The sequence below is a fragment of the Colwellia demingiae genome (assembly GCF_007954275.1).
In the GTDB taxonomy this organism is placed as follows: domain Bacteria; phylum Pseudomonadota; class Gammaproteobacteria; order Enterobacterales; family Alteromonadaceae; genus Colwellia; species Colwellia demingiae.
Map to the genome: position 1 here is coordinate 290,313 of NZ_VOLT01000007.1, position 23,184 is coordinate 313,496.

14 protein-coding genes and 1 pseudogene are annotated in these 23,184 nt (G+C 40.2%); 14 read left to right on the forward strand and 1 reads right to left on the reverse strand.

Translation table 11 applies throughout. From position 1 onward, the window contains the following. The first annotated feature begins 135 nt into the window (after positions 1 to 135). From ESZ36_RS15130 to pgi, 14 genes and pseudogenes are all read left to right on the forward strand, one after another. Entirely contained in the window at positions 136 to 3,528 is a 3,393-nt protein-coding gene (locus tag ESZ36_RS15130; protein ID WP_211357793.1) for a glycosyl hydrolase, read from the forward strand. Between the two features lie 99 nt (positions 3,529 to 3,627). Beyond that, complete coding sequence (locus ESZ36_RS15135; protein ID WP_146789396.1) at positions 3,628 to 6,456, forward strand: alpha-L-rhamnosidase; 2,829 nt, start codon at positions 3,628 to 3,630, stop codon at positions 6,454 to 6,456. Between the two features lie 157 nt (positions 6,457 to 6,613). Further along, the gene (locus ESZ36_RS15140; protein ID WP_211357794.1) at positions 6,614 to 7,648 is read left to right on the forward strand and encodes an NHL repeat-containing protein; all 1,035 of its coding nucleotides are present in this window, start codon (positions 6,614 to 6,616) and stop codon (positions 7,646 to 7,648) included. Between the two features lie 124 nt (positions 7,649 to 7,772). Continuing rightward, positions 7,773 to 8,117, forward strand: coding sequence for an SGNH/GDSL hydrolase family protein (locus tag ESZ36_RS15145; RefSeq protein WP_146789398.1), 345 nt, complete (start codon positions 7,773 to 7,775; stop codon positions 8,115 to 8,117). A gap of 41 nt (positions 8,118 to 8,158) precedes the next feature. Next, positions 8,159 to 8,506, forward strand: coding sequence for an L-rhamnose mutarotase (gene rhaM / locus ESZ36_RS15150; protein ID WP_146789399.1), 348 nt, complete (start codon positions 8,159 to 8,161; stop codon positions 8,504 to 8,506). A 126-nt stretch (positions 8,507 to 8,632) separates the two neighbouring features. Continuing rightward, positions 8,633 to 10,036 (forward strand): FGGY-family carbohydrate kinase, encoded by a 1,404-nt coding sequence (locus ESZ36_RS15155; RefSeq protein WP_146789401.1) that lies wholly within the window; start codon positions 8,633 to 8,635, stop codon positions 10,034 to 10,036. Then, complete coding sequence (gene tpiA, locus ESZ36_RS15160) at positions 10,037 to 10,789, forward strand: triose-phosphate isomerase (RefSeq protein ID WP_146789403.1); 753 nt, start codon at positions 10,037 to 10,039, stop codon at positions 10,787 to 10,789. 222 nt (positions 10,790 to 11,011) lie between these two features. After that, complete coding sequence (locus tag ESZ36_RS15165; RefSeq protein WP_146789406.1) at positions 11,012 to 13,204, forward strand: bifunctional rhamnulose-1-phosphate aldolase/short-chain dehydrogenase; 2,193 nt, start codon at positions 11,012 to 11,014, stop codon at positions 13,202 to 13,204. 54 nt (positions 13,205 to 13,258) lie between these two features. Beyond that, a complete protein-coding gene (gene rhaI, locus ESZ36_RS15170; protein WP_146789408.1) occupies positions 13,259 to 14,551 on the forward strand; it encodes an L-rhamnose catabolism isomerase in 1,293 nt (430 codons plus the stop codon). 114 nt (positions 14,552 to 14,665) lie between these two features. Next, positions 14,666 to 16,363, forward strand: a complete 1,698-nt coding sequence (locus tag ESZ36_RS15175; RefSeq protein WP_146789410.1) for a purine-cytosine permease family protein — start codon at positions 14,666 to 14,668, stop codon at positions 16,361 to 16,363. Between the two features lie 73 nt (positions 16,364 to 16,436). Further along, on the forward strand, positions 16,437 to 17,576 hold the full coding sequence (gene lldD / locus ESZ36_RS15180; protein WP_146789412.1) for an FMN-dependent L-lactate dehydrogenase LldD: 1,140 nt from the start codon (positions 16,437 to 16,439) through the stop codon (positions 17,574 to 17,576). Between the two features lie 150 nt (positions 17,577 to 17,726). After that, positions 17,727 to 18,809 (forward strand): annotated as a pseudogene (gene fbaA / locus ESZ36_RS15185) (class II fructose-bisphosphate aldolase). 2 nt (positions 18,810 to 18,811) lie between these two features. Next, a complete protein-coding gene (locus ESZ36_RS15190) occupies positions 18,812 to 19,786 on the forward strand; it encodes a class 1 fructose-bisphosphatase (RefSeq protein WP_146789414.1) in 975 nt (324 codons plus the stop codon). Positions 19,787 to 19,933: 147 nt separating this feature from the next. Next, a complete protein-coding gene (pgi, locus tag ESZ36_RS15195) occupies positions 19,934 to 21,562 on the forward strand; it encodes a glucose-6-phosphate isomerase (RefSeq protein ID WP_146789416.1) in 1,629 nt (542 codons plus the stop codon). A gap of 336 nt (positions 21,563 to 21,898) precedes the next feature. On the opposite strand, the gene ESZ36_RS15200 is transcribed toward pgi, so the two are convergent. Beyond that, positions 21,899 to 22,720, reverse strand: a complete 822-nt coding sequence (locus ESZ36_RS15200) for a DeoR/GlpR family DNA-binding transcription regulator (protein WP_246129119.1) — start codon at positions 22,718 to 22,720, stop codon at positions 21,899 to 21,901. Between the last annotated feature and the right edge of the window lie 464 nt (positions 22,721 to 23,184).

Sequence of the window (23,184 nt, forward strand, 5' to 3'; positions counted from 1 at the left end):
AGCCATCAAAGGTTTTCGAACAGGCAAATAGTAATAACGAGAGGCTGATATTTAAAAAGATAAATCGTCACTTAAGATTAAATAATGATTTGAAAATGGGGAGTTAAAAATGTTTTGGGTATGTGGAGAAGTATTATGAAAATTAAACGTTTGATAGAAATTATAGCTAATAGAAAATTTAGTGCTTTGTTATGGCTGTCACGATTAAAATGCTTACCTGCCATGATGGTTGTTTGCTTAGGTATTGTATCAATATCAGGTTGCGGTGCAGATAAGAATGCGCCTGAAAAAGTAACAAATAAAAGTCAAACAGAGCGCTTAAAGGAAAATACGGCGGATAGAAAAGCACTTGCTAGCAACTTTGTTGAGCCACCTAAGTCTATTCAAACCAGCGTCTATTGGTATTGGATATCAAATCATCTCTCAAAAGAAGGCGTTATTCGTGATCTCCATGCAATGAAAGATGCTGGGATAAACCGCGCTTTTATCGGCAATATTGGTCTTGACGATCTCCCCTTCGGTAAAGTGAAGATGTTGAGTGAGCAGTGGTGGGAAATTTTGCACGTTGCACTGAAAACTGCCACTGAACTGGATATTGAGATTGGTATCTTCAACTCTCCTGGATGGAGCCAATCAGGGGGCCCTTGGGTAAAAGCTGAAAATTCCATGCGTTATCTTATTTCCTCTGAAACGCGAGTTAATGGACCGGCAAAATTCTCGAAGAAACTGAAAAGACCCCATGATATTTATCAAGATGTAAAAGTTATCGCTTATCCTGTGCCAGAAAGTCATGGACGCGTATTGGATAATAATAACAGTATGATCACTGCAAGCCCTAAGCTTTCAGAACTCGCCACTTTACTCGATGGTGACATATCAACAGGCGTTAAATTTACCGGTGACGGTAACTATACCTTCGATATTAAAGCCGATAAAGCATTTACCGCGCGTAGCCTTTCGGTGCGGTCACTCGAAGTCATCATGAAGGCAAACGTGCTGTTTCAAGCTAAGAATAACAACGGCGAGTTTACCACCGTAAAAGCATTTGAAATTGACCGCTCCAACGCGAGCATAGAAGTTGGCTTTGTCCCTTTTGCGCCAGTTGTACTTTCGTTCCCTGCGGTTACTGCCAGCGAATTTCGATTAGTTGTCGATTATGAAAAGCCTAAAGGTCCCTATATTGCGCCCGGTGCTAAATTATCTGGCCTTGCCGAAATCGTCATATCCCAAGCACCACGCGTAGAGCGATATGCTGAGAAAACACTAGCTAAAATGCATGCTACGCCTATGCCTTACTGGAAAGAATATCAGTGGTCTGAGCAAGCAAGCGTAGCAGACAAAAGCCTTGTTATCGATCCAGCACGGGTGCTTGATATCTCAGAGCATATGTCAAGCGATGGCACGCTTAACTGGGATGTTCCCGAAGGTGAATGGGTTATTCAACGCTCTGGTATGACTCCTACTGGCACCACAAATGGTCCTTCAGCACCTGAAGCAATGGGTTATGAAGTTGACAAGTTAAGTAAAGAGCATGCAGAAATGCATTTCTATGGCCATATGGGGGAAGTGCTCAAGCGTATCCCTGCAGAAGATAGAAAAACCTTTAAAGTGGTGGTGCAGGACAGCTACGAAAAAGGCGGGCAAAATTTCACCGATGGATTTTTAGAGGAATTTGCAGAAGTTTATGGTTATGATCCCTTGCCATACCTGCCTGTGTACCAAGGCATCGTCGTAAAAAGCCAGCAGGCTTCAGACGGGTTTTTGTGGGATATGCGCCGTTTGGTCGCCAATAAAGTCGCTTACGATTATGTAGCGGGCCTGCGTGAGGTCAGCCATAAACACGGGCTGACCACATGGCTTGAGAATTACGGCCATTGGGGTTTCCCTGGCGAATTTTTGATGTATGGCGGACAATCCGATGAAATAGCCGGAGAGTTCTGGAGTGAAGGCGAGTTGGGCAATATTGAAAACCGCGCCGCGACGTCAGCCGGACATATTTATGGTAAAACTAAAATATCAGCTGAATCAAACACCGCAGGTTTGAAAGCTTTTTATCGGTATCCTGGCATTATTAAACAGCGTAGTGACCGTTTCTTCGCTGAAGGTATAAACAATACGCTTTTGCATGTCATGATCACCCAACCCTATGAGGATAAATTTCCCGGTGTAAATGCCTGGTTTGGTACCGAGTTCAACCGTAAAAACACCTGGTTTTCACAAATTGATGTCTATACCCAGTATCTTAAACGCACCAATTACATGCTTCAGCAAGGATTGAATGTCGCCGATATTGCGTATTTTATTGGCGAAGACACACCTAAAATGACCGGGGTGACAGACCCTGAAGCACCTATTGGTTATCAGTTTGATTATATGAATGCCGAGGTTATTGAAAAATACATGACTGTCGAAGATGGACTGATCACACTACCCCATGGCACACAGTACAGTATTATGGTGCTGCCGAAACTTGAGACCATGCGTCCGGCATTGTTAGCCAAAATCAAACAACTAGTGAACGAAGGTGCAGTAATTTTGGGGCCACCTCCTAGTCGATCTCCTAGTTTACAAGATCAGCCACAAGCCGACCAACAGGTTCAGTCTATGGCTGCACAATTGTGGGGCGATGTTGATGGCATAACGGTGAAATCACGCAAAGTTGGCAAAGGGATGATCATTAATGGATTGGATATGACAGAAGCTTTTGCTTTGCTTAACACCGTGCCTGATGTGAAACTACCCGAAGACAATAGCATTCACTATGGACATCGCACGCTGGACGGTCAGGATATATACTTCATTACCAACCAAACTGAGGATACTAAGATAGTTACACCCGAATTTAGGGTAATAGGTAAACAGCCAGAACTATGGCAAGCAACAACTGGATATCGTCGTGATTTACCTGCTTACCAGCAATCAGAGCAAACTACTGCTGTGCCTTTGAAACTGGAACCTCTAGAAAGTGTCTTTGTTGTTTTCAGCAAACCTGTGGGACCAGCAAAGGTAACAGGCATTGCTGCTAACTATCCTGAAGCTAAGCTCGTTAGCGACATCACAACACCGTGGAACGTCACTTTCGACTCTACACACCGCGGCCCTAAAGAAGCAGTGAGTTTCCCCTCGCTGATTGATTGGACGGCATCAGATGACGATCGCATTAAATACTATTCAGGTACTGCTTTTTATAGCAACACCTTCACGCTGGACAAGCTTCAGGAAGGTGAGCAAATTGTTATTGATTTGGGCAAGTTCACCGCAATGGCAAAGGTCACGGTAAACGGCCAGTATGTCGGCGGTTTATGGACAGCGCCTACCCGCTTAGATATTTCTAAGTTTGTCAACAAAGGTGAAAACTCGCTCAAAATTGAAATCGTCAATACTTGGGTAAACCGCATCATTGGCGATATGCACCTGCCAGAGCAAGAGCGAAAAACTTGGATGCTGGTTAATCCTTACGATGCCCAAAGTCCCTTACAGACATCTGGGTTGTTGGGACCAGTGAAAATATCCACGGTTACATATTAACGGCCGAGATTAACAGTATAAATTAGATTAAGCGGCATAACGTATTGGCCTGACAGCTTTTGCCGCTATCTAATATGAAATAATAAGCAGGATTTAACAGTGAAAATATATCAATACCTGGCATTAACTATTACTTTGATCACCTTGCAAGCATGCAATGATGACTCGATGATTAAATCACCTATTGCGCTGACAGTTAACGAAGGTATCGAAAACCCTTTAGGCTTTCACGATGCGACGCCGACCTTTTCTTGGCAACTTAACGATCAACGCCAAGGAGCTAAACAAACGGCTTATCAACTGGTTGTTGAAAATGTGGTAGGTACTTCTCAGCAGCCCCTCTGGGACAGTCAAAAAGTGGCTTTAAATCAGTCGGTCTATGTGCCGTATCAAGGGCCAGAGCTTAAATCTCGTCAACGTATTTCATGGAAAGTGCGCTACTGGGATCAAAATGGCAAAGTTTCTTCTTGGTCCACTTCTGCGAACCTAGAGTTAGGTTTGTTAAACAATACTGACTGGCAGGCGAGTTGGGTAACTATAGCTGACCCTAGTGATATCAATAAGAAAGCAGCTTGTTCTGCTGACTGCACTGCGGGCACCGTGAACCCCGCAGGGACACTAGGCGTAGAAACGGTAAACCCAGCAATGTACTTACGAAAAACGTTTAATTTAACGCAAGTACCGAGTAGTGCTCGGCTTTATTTAACAGCTAAAGGCTTAGTCGATTTTCGCATTAATGGCCAGATAGTCACCCCCAATGCTTTCTTACCTGGTTGGACTGATTATACGCAAAAGATTGAAACGCTAACTTATGATGTTAGCAAGCTAATGCGTGAAGGAGAAAACGTATTAGCTGCACGGATAAGTGATGGTTGGTATGCGGGCACTATTTCTAAACGATTTTATGGCAAAGTGCCGGAGCTATTGGCACAGTTAGAGTTTACATCAGCAACGGGTGAAATAGTTCAAAGTGTAGTGACAGATGCCAGCTGGATGTTATCTACCGCTGGAGCTATTACTATGGCCGATATTTGGCATGGTGAAGACTATGATGCCCGTAAAGAACTTACCGGTTGGGATCAACCCGATTATAGCCCTGCAAAAGAGAATGCCGCTGTATTTAGTCCGGTGGCCGCATCGGTTATTGATAACAATATTCGTCTTACGCCTAAACGCTTTCAGGGTGTAAAAGTCATCGAAACACTTAACCCTATTTCTCATCAGGTATTTGATGACGGTAAAGTGGTTTATGACCTAGGGCAAAATATGGTCGGCTGGGTCGCAATTAACTTACCGGCACTTAAAGGTAACAATGTAAAAATTCAGATGGCAGAAATGCTCAATGATGATGGCACGCTTTATCGCGGTAATTATCGCGCTGCTCGCTCAGAAGCAAATTATATACCCGCAAAAGATGGCATCGCACAATATACTCAAACCTTTTCATTTTTCGGTTTTCGTTATGTGCAAATATCTGGTTTTGATGCTAGTCACACGCCTAACTTAGATTGGGTTAAAGGACAAGTATTACACACTGACTTTAAGCGCACCGGACATTTTGAATCGTCTCATAAAAAACTGAATAAATTATATAGCAACATTATTTGGGGGCAACGAGGTAATTTCTTAGATATTCCAACCGACTGTCCACAACGAGATGAACGTTATGGCTGGACCGGTGACGCACAAGTTTTTGCTCCTGTTTCGCTAGCCAATTACGACACCCATGCCTTTTGGATGAGTTATTTAGAAACTATGCAAATGGAGATGAAAGCTGATGGTAGTGTTCCACAACTTATTCCGTCAAATCAGTATGGTGATTGGGTTAATGCCGCTGGTTGGGGTGATGCCGCCTTTGTTATTCCTTGGCAATTATATTTACGTACTGGCGATATTGAAGTATTGAAAGAGTTCTATCCGATGATGGAAAAACGGGTGAATTACTATCGTAATAAAGCTGGAAATGGACTGGTTGAAGAAACTAAAAGCTTTGGCGATTGGCTACAACCTAAGCGGTACAAAGCAGACAGTAAACATATTGGTCTTGGTGAGCTGAGTGGTGAAACCTCAATACGCTTATTGACCACTAGCTATTATGGTTATGGCGCCTTTATTCTTGCTCAATCGGCACAGGCTTTAGGTAAAGTTAAAGAAGCCGAACAACACCAGCAGTTATTTGAGCAAATAGCCAAAGCAACGGCTAATACCTTCTTTGATAAAAATGGCAAGCTTATTGAAGGCACAGAAACGCAAACTGCTTATGTATTGCCATTAGCTTTTGGTTTAATTGATGGGCAACTGGCAGAAAAAGTAGCACTGAAGTTATCTAAACGTATTGAGCAAGATGGTAATTTACTTAACACCGGATTTTTAGGTACCGCTGATTTGATCCCAACCCTAGAAAAATATGGAATGCGTGACCAGGCAATGAGTATTTTATTTTCATCAGATTACCCTAGCTGGCTTTATTCTATCGATCAAGGTGCCACCACCATGTGGGAGCGATGGAACAGTTATACCAAAAAAGACGGTTTTGGCGATGATTCAATGAATTCTTTCAACCATTACGCTTATGGTGCGGTCGGACGTTTCTTTTATGAAAGTTTGGCAGGTTTAGCCCCATCGTTAGATAAACCAGGTTACCAAAAAATTATTGTTAAACCAATCCTCGATCAACGTGTTCCCCTTGAATATGCCAAAGCGAGCATTGATACCCGCTACGGCATGGCATCTAACGGATGGATAAAAACACCACAAGGATGGCAAGTGACTACGGTAATACCGGCTAACAGCAGTGGGAAAATTGTCTTTGAGTTTGAACTAGAAAATATCACTGTGATTCAAGGTGAAGTTAATTTTGAAAATACCCTTGAAGGCAGTGTAGCGCTTGTTTCTGCTGGTAGTTATCAATTTTTAATTAAGGGGTAACATTTTTATATTTATGAATGAATGGTCGCGAGGCGGCCCTTCAAATCATTGTGCCATAAGTGTTGGACATATCGGTGACAAGCTTGAAAAACTGGCGGCGATATTGGCTATTGACGTTAATCGTCTTTCTTAAAGGGTAAGAGTTAAAGGATATTACATGAAACAGAAGATAAACCTTTTGCTTTTCTTCACCATAATAGCGATCTCGACATGCTACGCTTCCAGCAACGAGTATCCGACCAATTCGGTGGGGTTGGGGCTAGAAGTGACTATTTACGCCCCAGGTAGCGATCGAACGCAGTTCAGGGGACCCACCCACATGGCTTTCGGACCAGATAATCAGGAAATTGTTACCGACCTGAATAACAATCGTTTTATGTTTCGCGCCAGCCTGGGTGATCCGTTTCAAATTTCGCCGATGCCGGTAAGTGGTCAACACTCTGTTGTCTACAACCCGGCTGACGGCTTGTACTACGCCAACGACACTGAAAATCATCGCATCATCGCCTTCGCTGATCTCAGTAAAAAGACTATTACCGCTGAGACCAAAAACATTGCAGGCATTCCTTTAGATCGGCCTCACGATATTGTTCTTGACCCTGCGACGGGTTGGATCTATGCGATCAATCCCGATTCTGGACACGTCTTTCGCTTCACTGCGTTCGGTAAAAATGAGAGTGCGATCTCCGTGCCAGTCCAGGGGTATGCGCGGGCTCTGACCTTTGTTAATGGCAAACTTTATGCGATAGGTTCGGCGAAGGGACGTATCGTTGAAATTGTGGATTGGGATACTCCAACGTTCAACATCTACGATAGTTTCGATCCAACAGGTCATGAGGGCCCAGCAGGGTCATGGACCACTACCGGGCTGGTTCTCAACGATGTCGAATTCTTTGACGGTTTCTGGTATGCGACCAGTTATTTTACGAAATCGTATGCCAAAGGAACCGACTTCGATGAAAATAAATTTATCCGATTCAAGAAGCTTGAAGACATTATTACTGGAAATTGGACTGATCTCAGTAGTCTGCTTCCCAGTGGAATGACGCCATATTACCTGACTGTAAAAGGGGGTAAACTTTATTTGGCTATCTTTAACCATGAGTCACCGGGGAGCGGCGACTCCATCCTCCAGTTCACCCCATTGAAGGTCCCATCTTCTCAAGTGAAGAAAAAATCAGCCGAACAGTGAGTAAATCAATCAATAAGATAGGTGAATTTTTAAAAAAATAATATGAAGCAGTGGTTGTTCGGGACTATTTTTATAAACCTTTTTTAGCGGGTCAACTATCGCTGCTGATTTATCTGTTAAGCCAATGCGTATCATGCCTTTAGGTATCTCTATCACTGCGGGTTATACCGATAATCCAAAGTGGCAAGTAACCTTTGAGTTTGGCTATCGAAGTGGTTTATATACTCGCTTAAATGAGGCTGGCTTATGGCAAGTACCAGCGAATAGGCCTAAAGTCGATCTTAGCAGTAAAAATCAAGGTTACATAAATCAGGACAAGCATCGAGGTTATGGTGGAAAAACTATTGTTAAAATAAATGAACACGGCGCACAATTTATAGAGGAAGATAGACCTGATGTGATCTTGCTGTTAATCGGTATCAAATGGCACCGGTTTTGTTTGATAAGCTTGAACAAAAACAGCTATTAAATTGTTCAGGGTATATTGGAAAAAAGGAAAGGGTTTAAATCATGCAAAAAGATGCAAACAGGGTAAATAGAGAATTTATACGTAAAGCTTTCGTTATGTCAGTTAATCCAGATAAACATGAAGAATATCAACGCCGACATGATCTAATTTGGCCAGAGCTGCAATCACTATTGAAATTACACGGTGCTCATCATTATTCTATTTTTCTCGATAAGGGTAATAGCCAGCTTTTTGGCTATGTTGAAATTGAAGATGAAGAAAGGTGGCAAGCTATTGCAAGTACAGAGCTTTGCCAAAAATGGTGGGCTTATATGGCTGACATTATGCAAACGAATGAAGATGTCAGTCCAGAAACGACAACATTAAATGAAGTTTTTCATCTTGATTAACCCCTATAGTGTTAAAGTTATAATGGTGATTGATATTGACTTGTTTTGATTGTTATTGGGTGTTACTGTATTCGAAACATTGGCTATGTAGCCAGATAGTATAATAACGATGAAAAGTAACGACCTATGACAATTAAAATTAAAACAAATATTTTAGTGATCGATATTGGTAAAACCCACGTAAAGCTGCATGTTTTAGATGATGCCTTTGCTTCGGTATTTTCAAAACAAATGAAAAATATCGTCAATACAAAAGGGGATTATCCAAGTATTAATGTTTCGGCTATTTGGCAGTGGATAACTGACGGCATTAAAGACGTTACTAAAAACTATACGGTTAGTGCGATAAGTATTACCACTCATGGGGCTACGGCGGCATTAATAAATAGGAATGCTACTAATAGTGACGGACTTGTTTTACCAATATTGGATTATGAATATCAAGGCATAACTGTCGCCACTCCTGAGTACGTTGATATACGTCCTAAGTATAGTGAAAGCTACTCTCCTGATTTATCTGGTGGTTTAAACATAGGGCGTCAACTCTATTGGCTAAAAAAAACGTTTGCTGACGATTTTTCAAAAGCGACCGATATATTAATGTACCCGCAATACTGGGCCTGGCGCTTCACTGGTCAACGCTATGCTGAAATAACTTCTTTGGGTTGCCATACTGATTTGTGGTCATTAAAGAAAGGAGATTATTCATCACTCGTTGATACTTTACAATGTCGAGATTTGCTACCACCACTTAAACCCGCTTGGTTTGATTGCGGTGAGATTTCACCTGAGCTGAGAGAAGAATTAGGCTTGAGCTCTGATTGCCAATTATTCAATGGTATCCATGATAGTAATGCTAGCTTTCTGCGTTATCGCCTGACACAAGGTCAAGCACCATTCACCGTTATCTCTACCGGCACTTGGACGATTCTAATGGCAACACAAGTGCCATTAGAAAATTTAGATGCCAAGAAAGATATGCTTGCTAATATTGATGCAACGGGCCGAGCCATTGCCTGTGCACGATTTATGGGCGGGCGAGAATTTGAAGCAATATGTGAACAAGCCGGCTCTTGGCTGGGTGAGCAATTCGATGAAAACGATTTACAAAAAATTATAGATCAACAAGTTTTTGCTTTACCTGACTTTAGTGATGGTAGTGGCCCTTTTGGCAGCAGAAATAGTGGCTTTGTTGGTGATGTTAACCCTATTAGCGGTATTGCGCTTGCGACACTTTATTGTGCTTTGATGATCGATTATCAACTCAAACTGTTAGGCGCTAAAGGAAAAATATTTATTGAAGGTGCCTTTCTTAAAAACCCCTTGTTATGTGCGGTAATAAATCAATTAAGAGAAAAGCAAGAGGTCTTTTTGTCAAAGGACTCAACAGGTACTGTTCAAGGCGCGGGCTATTTAACTACTTGGGATGATGTTGAATGTAGTATCGACGTTGGTCAAGCTAATGAAACCAGTTTAACAGCGCTATCACACTATAAAGAACAGTGGCTAAAATACGCCTTAGAGGTTTAAATGAAACAAACATTGATCATCGCTAATTGGAAAATGAATGGCAGTATCTTGGCAAATAGTAAACTGCTTATCGCCATGTTGAAGTTTCATAATAAACTTCAACATGTTGAACTTGTTATCTGTCCACCGTTTCCTTATTTACACCAAGTTAAAGAGTATATGGTTGGTAGCAATATAAAACTTGGTGCTCAAAATGTTAATGAAAATAATAGTGGCGCTTTTACTGGTGAAGTTTCTGCTGACATGCTTAAAGAGTTTTCTTGTCGATATGTTCTGATAGGACACTCAGAAAGGCGAGCTCTTTTCCAAGAATCTAATGATATTATTGCTAAAAAAATTACTCAAGCCATGGATGCTGGTTTAACGCCGGTTTTATGTATCGGTGAAAGCCTAGAGCAACGGGAAAAAGGTGATGCACAGGCTGTTATCCTTGAGCAGTTATCGTGCGTGATTAATGATATTGGCTTAAAGAAGTTCAAATCAGTGGTTATTGCTTATGAGCCTATATGGGCTATTGGTACAGGACAAACTGCATCACCGGAACAAGCCCAAAAAGTTCACCGTATGATTCGACAATATATTTATGGGCTTGATCCCATCTTATCTAAAAGTATTTCAATACTGTATGGCGGCAGCGTTAATGAAATTAATGCCGCTGAGTTGATCAAACAAAAAGATATTGATGGCTTTCTTTTTGGTGGAGCCTCTTTAAAGTCAGACTCGCTTGAAACTATTTGCAAGTTAAAAATATAGACTTAACAATGGCTTACTTTTAATCTCCTCAAAACATTTATATTTATAATTCATTGTACGCATGATCATGCTTGCCTATGATTGAATTTGATTAAAAGTGATTGACTATTGTTTTTTAGCATGAGATATTAGTTTTAAGTTAGTAACGGAAAACGTCTTTTGTATTATTCGAATGGCAGATAGCGTGTCACGAATATTAAGAATATAAATGCTAGGAACATTATGAATTATAAAAAAGAAGAATTTAAACACGTTAATTATCTTTGGGATGATGAAGTTTCAAAACCATTAACAGGGGTCGATAGCTTAGTTTATCGTTCGAATGTATTAGGGGCGGATCAACGTATTACCAATACTGGTGGAGGCAATACTTCCGCTAAAATTATGGAAACCGATCCGCTTACTGGTGAGCAAGTTGAAGTTTTATGGGTAAAAGGCTCTGGTGGCGATTTACGTACGGCGAAGAAGGAGAATTTTTCTTCTTTATATCAAGAAAAATTAGACGCACTAGACGATACCTACCAGAAATTTGACGACAAAGGCCCTAAGTCGGCAGGCGAAGATGCCATGATCCCGATGTACAAACACTGTAACTTTTGTTTGAATCCGCGAGCATCTTCAATCGATACCCCGTTACATTCAATGATTGCTGAAAAGCATGTTGACCATTTACATCCGAATGCGGTTATTGCGGTGGCCTCTTGTAAAGATCAAGAAGCGCTTACTGAAGTCATCTGGGGCGGTAAAATGGCTTACGTACCATGGATGAGACCTGGTTGGGAAGCGGCTTTATTATGTGAAGAAATTTATGCCAAAAGTGCTGACATTAGCGGTATTTTAATGGGCCAGCATGGTCACACCAACTGGGCCAGTGAAAGTAAAAGCTGTTATGAAACATCACTTTGGGTGATTGAAACAGCAGCACGCTATATCGAAGAACATGACAAAGGTACTAATACCTTTGGTGGTGCTAAAGTAGATAGCTTATCAAATGAAGAACGTACCGCATTATTGAGCAAATTTTTACCAGTTGCGCGTGGTATTTTATCTAATAAAGTTAAATTTATTGCTACCGTGCAATCAGATGAAAGTGCCTTACGTTTTGTCAACAGTGTTGATGCACCACGTTTAGCTAAATTGGGTACTTCATGTCCGGATCACTTCTTACGTACTAAAATCCAACCTCTCTATGTTGATTACAATCCAGAACAAGACGATTTTGAAGCATTAGTTGCTAAATTAAATGACGGTATTGAACAATACCGTGTTGAGTATGCACAATACTACAACAACTGTAAGCGTGATGATTCACCAGCAATGCGTGATCCTAGCCCAACAGTTATTTTAATTCCTGGTGTGGGTATTATCGGTTGGGGTAAAAACAAGAGTGAATCTCGTGTTACTACTGAATTTTATAACTGCGCCATTGAAGTGATGCGCGGCGCAGAAGCTATCAGTGAATACCAAGCCTTACCACAACAAGAAGCGTTCGATATTGAATACTGGGCATTAGAAGAAGCCAAGTTACAGCGTATGCCTGCTGAAGCTCCTTTAGCACGTAATGTAGTTGTCGTTGTTGGTGCGGGTGACGGTATTGGTAAAGAAACAGCATTCCGCGTTGCTCGTGAAGGTGCTCATGTTGTTTGTGCTGATTTACGCTTTGAAGCAGCACAAAAAACAGCTGACGAATTAACCTCTATTTACGGTCAAGGTATCGGTGTTGCCGGAACGGGCATTTCAGGTTGTGGACCGGCTATAGCACTAGAAGTAGACATTACTGACCGAAGTGCCGTTAAAGCGATGTTCGATCAAGTAATAATGGCTTACGGCGGTATCGACAATGTTATCGTTACAGCCGGTGTCTTCTTAGCGCCTGGTCAATCAGGCATGAGTAATGACCAAATGTTTGATGTTAGCTTTGCGGTTAATGTTAAAGGTGGTTATATCGTTGCCACGCAAGCAAATGAAATTTGGCAAGCACAAGGCTTAAAAGGCTCTATGGTATTAACAACCAGTGTTAATGCTGCCGTATCGAAAAAAGGTTCTTTAGCTTATGACACATCAAAAGCTGCTGCCAATCACTTAGTACGTGCGTTGGCGGTTGAATTATCACCTTTAGTCAACGTAAATGGCTTAGCACCGGCAACTGTGGTTAAAGGTAGTACCATGTTCCCACGTGATCGAGTCATTGCTTCGTTAACTAAGTATGATGTTGAATTTACGACAGCAGATTCCGATGATGAATTACGCGATAAGTTGGCGATGTTCTACGCTCAGCGCACGTTAACCAAATCTCCAATTACCCCAGCAGACCAAGCAGAAGCAGCTTATTTGCTGATTTCAGGGCAGTTAAGTAAAACGACAGGCCAAATTATTAGTGTTGATGGTGGTTTGCACGAAGCGTTCTTACGCTAAGCCATCCTTATTAATCGATTATTATTAGATAAATATAAAAAATTAGGAACAATTATGACTCAACGTATCGATAAATCCTTGATTGCAGAAGAAAACGCAAAGTTAGAAAGCTACTTAAAAGAAGATTATCAAGCACTTGGTAATCAATTAGCACGTAAAAATATTAATATTGATGACATCACCGCTAAAGCGGAAGAATTCCAAATAGCCGTGCCTTCTTGGGGTACAGGTACAGGTGGCACACGTTTTGCGCGTTTTCCTGGTGAAGGTGAGCCACGTAACATTTGGGAAAAAATAGAAGACAGTGCGGTGATCAATGATTTATCTCATTGTACTGAACGCGTATCCCCTCATTTTCCTTGGGACAAAGTAGATGACTTCTCTGAGTTAAAGCAAACGTCTGATAGCTTAAACTTGAAATGGGATTCAATTAACTCGAATACATTCCAAGATCAGCCGGGCCAAGAGCACAGCTATAAGTATGGTAGCTTGGCTAATACCAGTGCAGCAGCGCGTGATTTAGCCATTCAGCATAACTTGGATTGTATTGAATGGGGTAAAGAATTAGGCTCTAAAACGCTAACCGTTTGGGTAGGTGATGGTTCTAATCACCCAGGCCAACAACATTTCCAAAGTGCGTTTGAACGTTACTTAGAAAGCATGAAATCTATTTATGCTGGTTTGCCAAGTGATTGGGAATTGCATATTGAGCATAAAATGTTTGAGCCTGCGTTCTACTCAACCATCATCCAAGACTGGGGTAGCAATATCTTAGCGGCTATGGAATTAGGTCCTCAAGCTAAATCGTTAGTTGATTTAGGTCACCACGCACCAAACGTAAATATTGAAATGATTGTTTCACGTTTAATTCAGTTTAAAAAGTTAGGTGGTTTCCACTTTAACGACAGTAAATACGGTGATGATGATTTAGATAGCGGTAGCTTGCACCCGTATCAACAGTTTTTGATTTTTAATGAATTAGTTGATGCCGAATACCGTGGCCAAGAAGGATTCAAGCCTAACTACATGTTAGATCAATCACACAACGTCACTGACCCAATTGAAAGTTTAATGAATTCAGCCGCTAGCGTACAACGTTCATACATTGCCGCGTTGTTAGTTAACCGTCCTCAACTAACTGAATATCAAACCAATAATGATGCACTTATGTGTAGCAATACGCTTAAAAATGCTTTTAATACCGATATTTCGCCAATCTTAGCCATGGCGCGTTTCCGTAAAGGCGGCGCGATTGACCCAATTGCTACTTATCGCAAAGCAAACTATCGTGGCATTGTTGGTAAATTAAGACCTTCTAGTGGTGGTAATGGCTCAGGCATCGTTTAAAACACAGTTAAAAAATAAGAATCAAATAACTAGAAATATAATAACTATAAAAATTAACGTCTATTTTCTTGTTGGAGTTAATGAATAAGAAAATAGACTTTTTGGGGAGAGAATATGTCAACTGCAGCAGAATTTGAAACCGAGCCGGTATCCGCTGATAAACTACAATCGGGTAAAACCTTTGCCGCCAGCTATGCGGGTGAGCATGTCGCGGGCACAGAATTTGTTATTGGTGCCTTGTTTGTCGCTTGGGGTGTTGGTACCGGCGATATTCTTTGGGGACTATTGTTAGGTAACCTTTTAGCGGTACTGACATGGGCTTTAGTCACGGCGCCCATTGCCACTGATACCCGTTTAACCTTATACGCCTACCTTGAAAAAATAGCCGGTCCAGGCACAATAAAACTCTACAGTGTTATTAACGGAGTTTTATTTTGTATTTTAGCCGGGGCTATGATCACGGTATCAGCCTCGGCAGTGAAAATTATCTTTGGTATTGCCCCGCAAACCGAGTGGTACCCTACTGATTTGTCATTTGTTTTAGTTGCCTTAGCCGTTGGCGCTGTTGTGGTGTTGATGGCCATGAAGGGCTTTAAAAAATTAGCCGCCTTTGCTGAAATTTGCGCCCCTTGGATGATTTTAATGTTTGTTGTTGGCGCTTTGGTTTTAATGCCGACACTGGTTGCGGCAACAGACAGTGTTGCAAGCATCTCAAGCTTTAATGACTTTTTAATCGTAGCCGATCAATATATTTGGGTTGATACCGGTGGTGATATTGGTTTTTGGCATGTTGCTGCTTTTGCTTGGATTTGTAATCTTGCTATGCACGGTAGTATGGGCGATATGACTATTTTCCGCTTCGCTAAAAGTTCAAAATATGGTTATTACTCTGCCTTAGGAATGTTTATTGGGCATTATGTTGCTTGGATTTGTGCCGGCATTATGGGCGCAGCAGCGGCGTTATTGTTAAAAGCGTCAATCACTGAACTAGATGCCGGTGTTGTCGCATTTCAAGCGTTAGGTAGTGCAGGTATTCTTGCAGTAATTATCGCTGGTTGGACAACGTCTAACCCAACCATTTACCGTGCTGGACTTGCCTTTCAATCATTAAATTATAAATGGGATAGAACTAAAGTAACTATGGTAGTAGGTATCGTCACTACCATCATTGCTTGTTTCCCGTTTGTCTTTACTCAGTTACTGGGCTTCCTTGGTATTATGGGCTTAATGTTGGCACCGGTAGGGGCTATTATCGTCGCAGAGCATTGGTTATTTCCAAAATTAGGCTTTACTCGTTATTGGTCAAAGTATAAGGGCAATAACACTAATAAGGCGGCTATGATCACTTGGTTGTTATCACTTGGGGTAAGCTATTACTTAGTGATAGCTGATGTATTGCACATGTTCTTTATCTTAGTGCCGATTTGGTTGTTCGCTACGGTTGTTTATAGTGGTTTAGCTTCAATTATGGGGGCAAAAGAAACCTACCCAGAAGCCGCCATTGCAGAGCAAGCTGAGTTAGCCCGTAAAGAGGCTGAAGTTGCTTATTTAAGTTCTCCTGTATGTTCAGCACAAGCTGCGAGTAATGATGTGCCTGCTTTAGCTAAGTTAGCTAAATACATTTCTTGGGCTGCCTTAGCTGGCTGTGCTTATATGGGGGTAATGTCTTATATAACACAAGATATTGAAACTATTCGCACCTGGTTAATGGCACCAACACTTGTTTACTTTTTTACCGCTACTTATGCCTACCTAGCGCAAAGTAGCTCTGAAGAAGTGTCTGTTGAAGTAACTGCAAATAACGCAGCATAACTAACAGGCACGTTTACCAGTACTCATTACTTCAATAAGTACTGGTAAAAAGTGTAACTAAGAGAGAATTACCATGATTATTTCTGCTCCAACAGATTACCGAAATGCGGCTAAAAAGAAGTTGCCTCCATTTTTATTTCACTATATTGATGGCGGCTCTTATAGTGAGCGAACATTAGCTCGTAATGTTGAAGATTTAGCTGACATTGGGTTAAGACAACGTGTACTGAATGATATGTCTGAGCTGGATTTATCTACCGATATTTTCGGTGAAAAGATGAGTCTACCTATTTCATTATCACCTGTAGGTTTAACAGGTATGTATGCTAGACGAGGTGAAGTTCAAGCAGCTAAAGCCGCTGAAAATAAAGGTATTCCTTTTACCCTGTCGACTGTTTCTGTATGCCCTATTGAAGAAGTAGCGCCTGCAATTAAACGGCCTATGTGGTTTCAGCTATATGTACTTAAAGACCGTGGCTTTATGAAAAACGTTTTAGAACGTGCGAAGGCGGCAGGGGTTAAAACACTCGTATTTACTGTTGATATGCCAGTTCCGGGTGCTCGATATCGCGACATGCATTCGGGCATGAGTGGTCCTTTTGCTGCTTCAAAGAGAATTTTACAGGCTACGCTTCATCCTCATTGGGCAATTAATGTTGGATTATTGGGCAAACCTCATGACTTAGGTAATGTTTCAGCTTATCGAGGTGAGGCTACTAATTTGGAAGATTATATTGGCTGGTTAGGTGATAACTTTGACCCTTCTATTTCTTGGAAAGATTTGGAATGGATCAGAGAATTCTGGGATGGGCCTATGGTTATAAAAGGCATACTAGATGTTGAAGATGCTAAGGATGCAGTGAAATTTGGCGCCGATGGTATTGTTGTCTCTAATCACGGTGGTCGTCAATTAGACGGTGTATTGTCTTCAGCTAAGGCTTTACCTGCGATAGCTGATGCAGTGAAAAGTGATCTGAAAATTTTTGTCGACTCAGGTATTCGTTCAGGGCTTGATGTTGTACGTATGCTTGCGTTGGGTGCTGATTGCGCGATGTTGGGGCGCTCATATATCTATGCGTTAGCCGCACAAGGACAACAAGGTGTTGAAAACTTACTCGATCTATATGAAAAAGAAATGCGCGTGGCAATGACGCTAACCGGTGCAAGATGTATTAAAGATTTAAATAAAAACTCGTTAATTGGATCGCTTTAATCACGCGTTATTATTACCCGCGAAATTTGGTGTTTGGACTTCAGTGAGCAGCCCCCTAAAACATTGCATGAACTTGTTTTATTAACAGATATCGGTTCATCGATATCAGTTTCATACTTTTCTTAAATATTTTATTTATATGGTTTATTAATGACAAATTTAACTAATGTAGTTCCGCCGGGTGTAGTTAGCGGAGCACATTTAACGACATTGTATCGGGTTGCCCGTGAGCAAGGTTTTGCTTTTCCAGCAGTCAATGTTGTTAGCACGAATTCGATTAACGCAGCCCTTGAAGCGGCTTATCAATGTAAATCACCGATTATTATCCAATTGTCACACAGTGGCGCAGCATTTTTTCTAGGTAAGGGCGCACCATTAAAAAATCATCAAGCATCAATTGTGGGTGCTATAGCTGCGGCGCATTATATCCATGCAGTTGCAAAACATTATGGCATACCTGTTGTTCTTCATACCGATCATGCAGCTAAAAAACTTTTACCTTGGATTGACGGCTTACTAGAAGCAGGGAAAGAGTATTATAAATTACACGGCAAGCCTTTATTTAGCTCACATATGTTGGATTTATCAGAAGAAAGTTTAACTGAAAATATTGAGACTTGTCAGCAGTATTTCTCTCGTATGTCAAAACTAGATATGGGTATAGAAATTTAGCTTGGTTGTACCGGTGGTGAAGAAGATGGCGTTGATAATACCGACCTTGATGCATCATTACTTTATACCCAACCAGAAGATGTTGCTTATGCTTACCAGCAATTGAGTAAGGTATGTAACTCATTCACCATCGCCGCTTCATTTGGTAATGTGCATGGTGTCTATAAACCAGGTAACGTTAAATTAACGCCCAAGATTTTGAAAGACTCACAAGCGTTTGTGAGTGAAAAATATGGTTTAGCGCCTAATTCATTAAACTTTGTTTTTCACGGTGGCTCTGGTTCATGTCCTGCAGAAATTAGTGAGTCGATAAGTTATGGTGTAATCAAGATGAATATTGATACTGATACGCAATGGGCCAGTTGGCAAGGTGTTGCTAATTATTACCGTGCTAATACAGAGTATCTTCAAAGCCAAATTGGTAACCCAACCGGTGATGATGTACCTAACAAAAAATATTACGACCCACGGGTATGGCTACGTAAATTAGAACAGTCGATGGTCGAGCGTTTAGCTCTTTCATTTAAAGAGCTTAATTGCCTTGAAAGATATAAGGATTAATGATGAAACGCTTAATTCCCTGTTTAGAGCAGGACAATGTCGACATTGAATTAATCTTGTTAATCAAAACGATATTAACGGCTTGTAAAGAAATTTCATTCAGAGTGGGTCAAGGAGCATTATCTAATGTACTTGGCTCTACGCTTGATGAGAACATCCAAGGTGAAACTCAAAAGAAATTAGACATCATAAGTAATCAGTTACTTAAAGACATGTTATTAGAAAGTGGCAAAGTAAGAACAATTGCCTCTGAAGAAGAAGACTATGTGGTTGCTGCGACGGAAGGTGCACCTTATATTGTTGCTTTTGACCCGCTTGATGGTTCTTCAAATATTGATATTAATGGTCAGATAGGTACGATTTTTACCATTTACCGCGCAAAGGATGATGTGTCTGCTGAGAGCGAATTACAATTTTCACAAAAAGGCACTGAGCAAGTTTGTGCTGGTTATGTTTTATATGGCCCGTCTACTTTATTGGCGATGACGACCGGTGGTCCATCTCGTTTATATACCTTAGATAAAACGCAGGGTTGTTATTTACTGACCACCGAGCAAATGGATATCCCGACCGAAACGCAAGAGTTTGCCGTGAATATGTCAAACTACCATCAATGGTCAGCAGGCTTCACTCATTATATCAATGATCTTCTTTTAGGTAATGAGGGGACGCGGGCGAAAAAATATAATATGCGTTGGAATGGCGCAATGGTAGGTGATGTACATCGTGTTTTGTCTCGTGGCGGTATCTTTTGTTATCCAAATAATACTAAAAGTCCTCAGCAACCTGCTAAATTACGTTTGTTGTATGAAGCTAATCCATTGGCTATGTTAGTTGAAAATGCCAATGGTAAAGCATCTACAGAGCAAGAACGTATCTTAGCTATTGAACCGTCTCATATTCATCAACGTGTTGCCGTTATTATGGGGTCAACTAGCGAAGTAGATGAGTGCTTAGAGTACTTAAATGTTAAATAAAAACTAAATAAAAAGCTAAGTTCGATTGAACTTATTTAAATAGAATTCAATGGCGTTTTTTGTATAAAACACTGATCATATCCAAATTTTTTCTTGCAACGTAATCATTTAGATAGTCTCATATTTCAGATTTAGGATATAACTTGTATGTTACCAAGCACCCCTGAGTGGAAGTCACTTGTTAATCATTATAATAAAAATGTACATGTACAAATGCGTGACTTATTTAAACATGATACTGAGCGTTTTAATAATTTCTCTCTTTCTACGGCTGGAATAATGCTAGATTATTCTAAGAACCGTGTTACTGACGAAACAATGCACTTGTTAATGAATTTAGCTGAGTCATCAGATTTATTGGATAAGCGTGACAAAATGTTCAATGGCGCGGCTATCAATACTACTGAAAACCGTCCGGTATTACATACTGCACTACGTAACTTTTCAAACAGACCAGTATATGTTGATGGTGTCGATGTGATGCCTCAAATACAGACAACACTTGTTAAGTTAGAATGTTTTGTCAATGATATTTCATTAGGGAAAAAAGTAGGGCATACAGGAAAAGCTTTTACTGATGTTGTATGTATCGGTATTGGCGGGTCCTTTCTTGGACCTAAGATAATGTCAGAGGCATTAAAACCTTATCAACAACCCCAGTTAAAGGTTCATTTTATTGCGAATGTTGATGGTTGTCATATTTATGATGTACTGTCTAAAGTAAATCCGGAAACAACATTATTTATAACGTCATCCAAAACATTAACGACCCAAGAAACATTACGTAATACGTTAACCGCACGGGATTGGTTTGTTGAAACAACAACAGCTGAAGAAGTTAAATATCACTTTGCTTGTGTTACTTCTAATGTAGAAGCAGCGCAAAAATTAGGTATCGAGAAAGAGAATATTTTCCCTATGTGGGATTGGGTTGGTGGTCGTTACTCTGTGTGGTCAGCTATTGGTTTACCTTTGGCGTTAGCGATAGGGTTTGATCATTATCGTGAATTTTTACAAGGTGGGTTTGAAATGGATGAACATTTCAGCAATGCTCCGCTAGAAAAAAACTTACCCATTATTCTGGCTTTATTAGGCGTTTGGTACCGAAATTTTTATGGTGCTCAATCGCAAGTATTATTGCCCTATTATCATTACTTACGAGGTTTACCTGCTTATATTCAACAACTGGATATGGAAAGTAATGGTAAATCAGTTTCACTTGATAATAAGCCTTTGTCTTATGATACCGGCCCTATAATTTGGGGTAGTGAAGGTACCAATGGACAGCACTCATTTCATCAACTTATCCATCAAAGCAAAACACCTATTCCGGTTGATTTTTTGATGCCTTTATTCCCATATCATGAAGTTAGTAATCATCATGATATGTTAGCTTCTAACTGCTTTGGTCAAAGTCAGGCATTAATGGCAGGACAAAGCCTGCAAGAAGTTAAAGCTGCTATGAAAAAGGCTAACTGTGATGAATCAGAAATTCAAAAGTTGTCTACTCATAAGGTGATGGAGGGTAACAAACCGAGTAATACTATTTTATTTGAAAAATTGACTCCTAAGGTGCTCGGCAGTCTAATTTCCATGTATGAGCATAAGGTGTTTGTTCAAGGTGTTATTTGGAGAGTGAATTCTTTTGACCAATGGGGTGTTGAATTAGGAAAGGCGCTGGGCAATAAAGTATTAAAAAAAATAACTGATCCAACTGAGATATTAAATATGGATGGTTCAACTAATGAATTAATCAAGCTATATAGAAACCGCTAGTCGCTAAAAGTTAATGAATATCAAAAGGTATTACCACCTGATAATCCAGAGCATGCATATGATCGGTTTATGAAAATATACCCGTTACCATTCATAGTGCAGGATTTTAGCAGGGATTGAAATAACTCAAGGCAGGCAATTAATTTAAGCATAATGAACATTTTTTGTAATTGTTTAACCCAGTATAAAGTGATTTTAAATCCATCAAAGAAAAACTTGAAAAATATCCATCTTGATTGGTAACGGTTATAACAACGAACAATCTCAAATATTTTGGGCGAATGTTTATTAGATGTTTTTTACCGTGTTTTTTGTTGGAAAAGACATTGTTTTGCATTAATCAGCGATAATCACTTCAATACCTTGTGCTTCAAACTCCTGTACTAATTTAGGATCTGCATCAACGTCAGTAATAAGTATATCTACTTCAGATAAAGGGACAAATAGAAAATTACTGGCAACTCCTAACTTTGAGCTATCTGCCATGATGATAAGTTTTTCGGCTTGTTTCTTTAGCTTGTGTTCCGCTCTTACTAATAAAGTGTCTGACTCCATAACACCAATTTTACTGATGCCTGGGGTACCCATAAACATTTTAGTACAGTGATAATTTGGGATACTGTCATTCTCGAAAGCACTTAATATAATACCTTGAGAACGATATATTTCACCGCCAGGTAGCGTTATTTGATTATTACTCGTTTCCCAAAGAAACTGGGCAAGCACGATCGAATTGGTCAAAATATTTAATTGTCTATCCATTAAATATTCACCCATCATGTAAGTAGAACTACCACCATTAATAATAATGGATTCATTCTCTTCACAGAGTTCAACTGCCTTTTTGGCGATGAGTTGTTTCTTATCTAAATTTTTCTCTTTATCAACTAAAAAGAAAGAACTGCTTATTTGAGCTCTTACAGGTTTTATTGCTGCCTTATCATTAACTTCTGCACCACCTCGAATTTTGTTAAGTAGGCCTAGTTTAGACATTTTATTTAAATCGCGACGAATAGTCGCTTCAGATGAATTCAGCTTAGTGCAAAAAGTACGTACACTCGCGAAATGTTCTTCTTCTAATATATCAATAATTAACTGTTGACGTTGTTTTTCCAGCATAGGGCTAGGACCTGTTCCGTAGTTTTTATTAGCCTGCATAGGATGCCTTTGGATTGTTATAATTTCAATAAATTTAATTGCTCAATTGATATTATAATTGAAAAAACCACTAAAACAAACAAATAAAGACTTAAAAAGAGTGAATGTGATTGTTTGTGATTGATTGTGTTTACTTTGAGCTAGATTAATAAGCTGACTTTCAATTAAATCCACTTTAATAGCTTGCTGTAAAGCTATGTAATAAAACAATCACCTTCATATAGTTGTAGTTCAAGTTAGTATTTTTTTGTTTGTTTGATGTTGTAAATATTAAAATTATGAATGTTAGGTTTTAAGGCGCTGTGGTGGCGAAATGTATGGTCCGCCTCAATATTGCAAGTAATAATATCGATAACGTAGTTGGTTTGCGCTAATGTATTCGGAGTCTTTGTTGGTTACCCAATATATTAGGCCCAGCTCCACGATGAGATCCGCGCTAGATTGTCCTCAAAAGCGCCAAAGCA

Bases quoted from the DNA above. Each gene is read 5' to 3' on its own strand.
- ESZ36_RS15130 (WP_211357793.1), top strand. From the start codon at position 136: ATGAAAATTAAACGTTTGATAGAAATTATAGCTAATAGAAAATTTAGT.
- ESZ36_RS15140 (WP_211357794.1), top strand. From the start codon at position 6,614: ATGAAACAGAAGATAAACCTTTTGCTTTTCTTCACCATAATAGCGATC.
- ESZ36_RS15145 (WP_146789398.1), top strand. From the start codon at position 7,773: ATGCGTATCATGCCTTTAGGTATCTCTATCACTGCGGGTTATACCGAT.
- rhaM (WP_146789399.1), top strand. From the start codon at position 8,159: ATGCAAAAAGATGCAAACAGGGTAAATAGAGAATTTATACGTAAAGCT.
- ESZ36_RS15155 (WP_146789401.1), top strand. From the start codon at position 8,633: ATGACAATTAAAATTAAAACAAATATTTTAGTGATCGATATTGGTAAA.
- tpiA (WP_146789403.1), top strand. From the start codon at position 10,037: ATGAAACAAACATTGATCATCGCTAATTGGAAAATGAATGGCAGTATC.
- ESZ36_RS15165 (WP_146789406.1), top strand. From the start codon at position 11,012: ATGAATTATAAAAAAGAAGAATTTAAACACGTTAATTATCTTTGGGAT.
- rhaI (WP_146789408.1), top strand. From the start codon at position 13,259: ATGACTCAACGTATCGATAAATCCTTGATTGCAGAAGAAAACGCAAAG.
- ESZ36_RS15175 (WP_146789410.1), top strand. From the start codon at position 14,666: ATGTCAACTGCAGCAGAATTTGAAACCGAGCCGGTATCCGCTGATAAA.
- lldD (WP_146789412.1), top strand. From the start codon at position 16,437: ATGATTATTTCTGCTCCAACAGATTACCGAAATGCGGCTAAAAAGAAG.
- ESZ36_RS15190 (WP_146789414.1), top strand. From the start codon at position 18,812: ATGAAACGCTTAATTCCCTGTTTAGAGCAGGACAATGTCGACATTGAA.
- pgi (WP_146789416.1), top strand. From the start codon at position 19,934: ATGTTACCAAGCACCCCTGAGTGGAAGTCACTTGTTAATCATTATAAT.
- ESZ36_RS15200 (WP_246129119.1), bottom strand. From the start codon at position 22,720: ATGCAGGCTAATAAAAACTACGGAACAGGTCCTAGCCCTATGCTGGAA.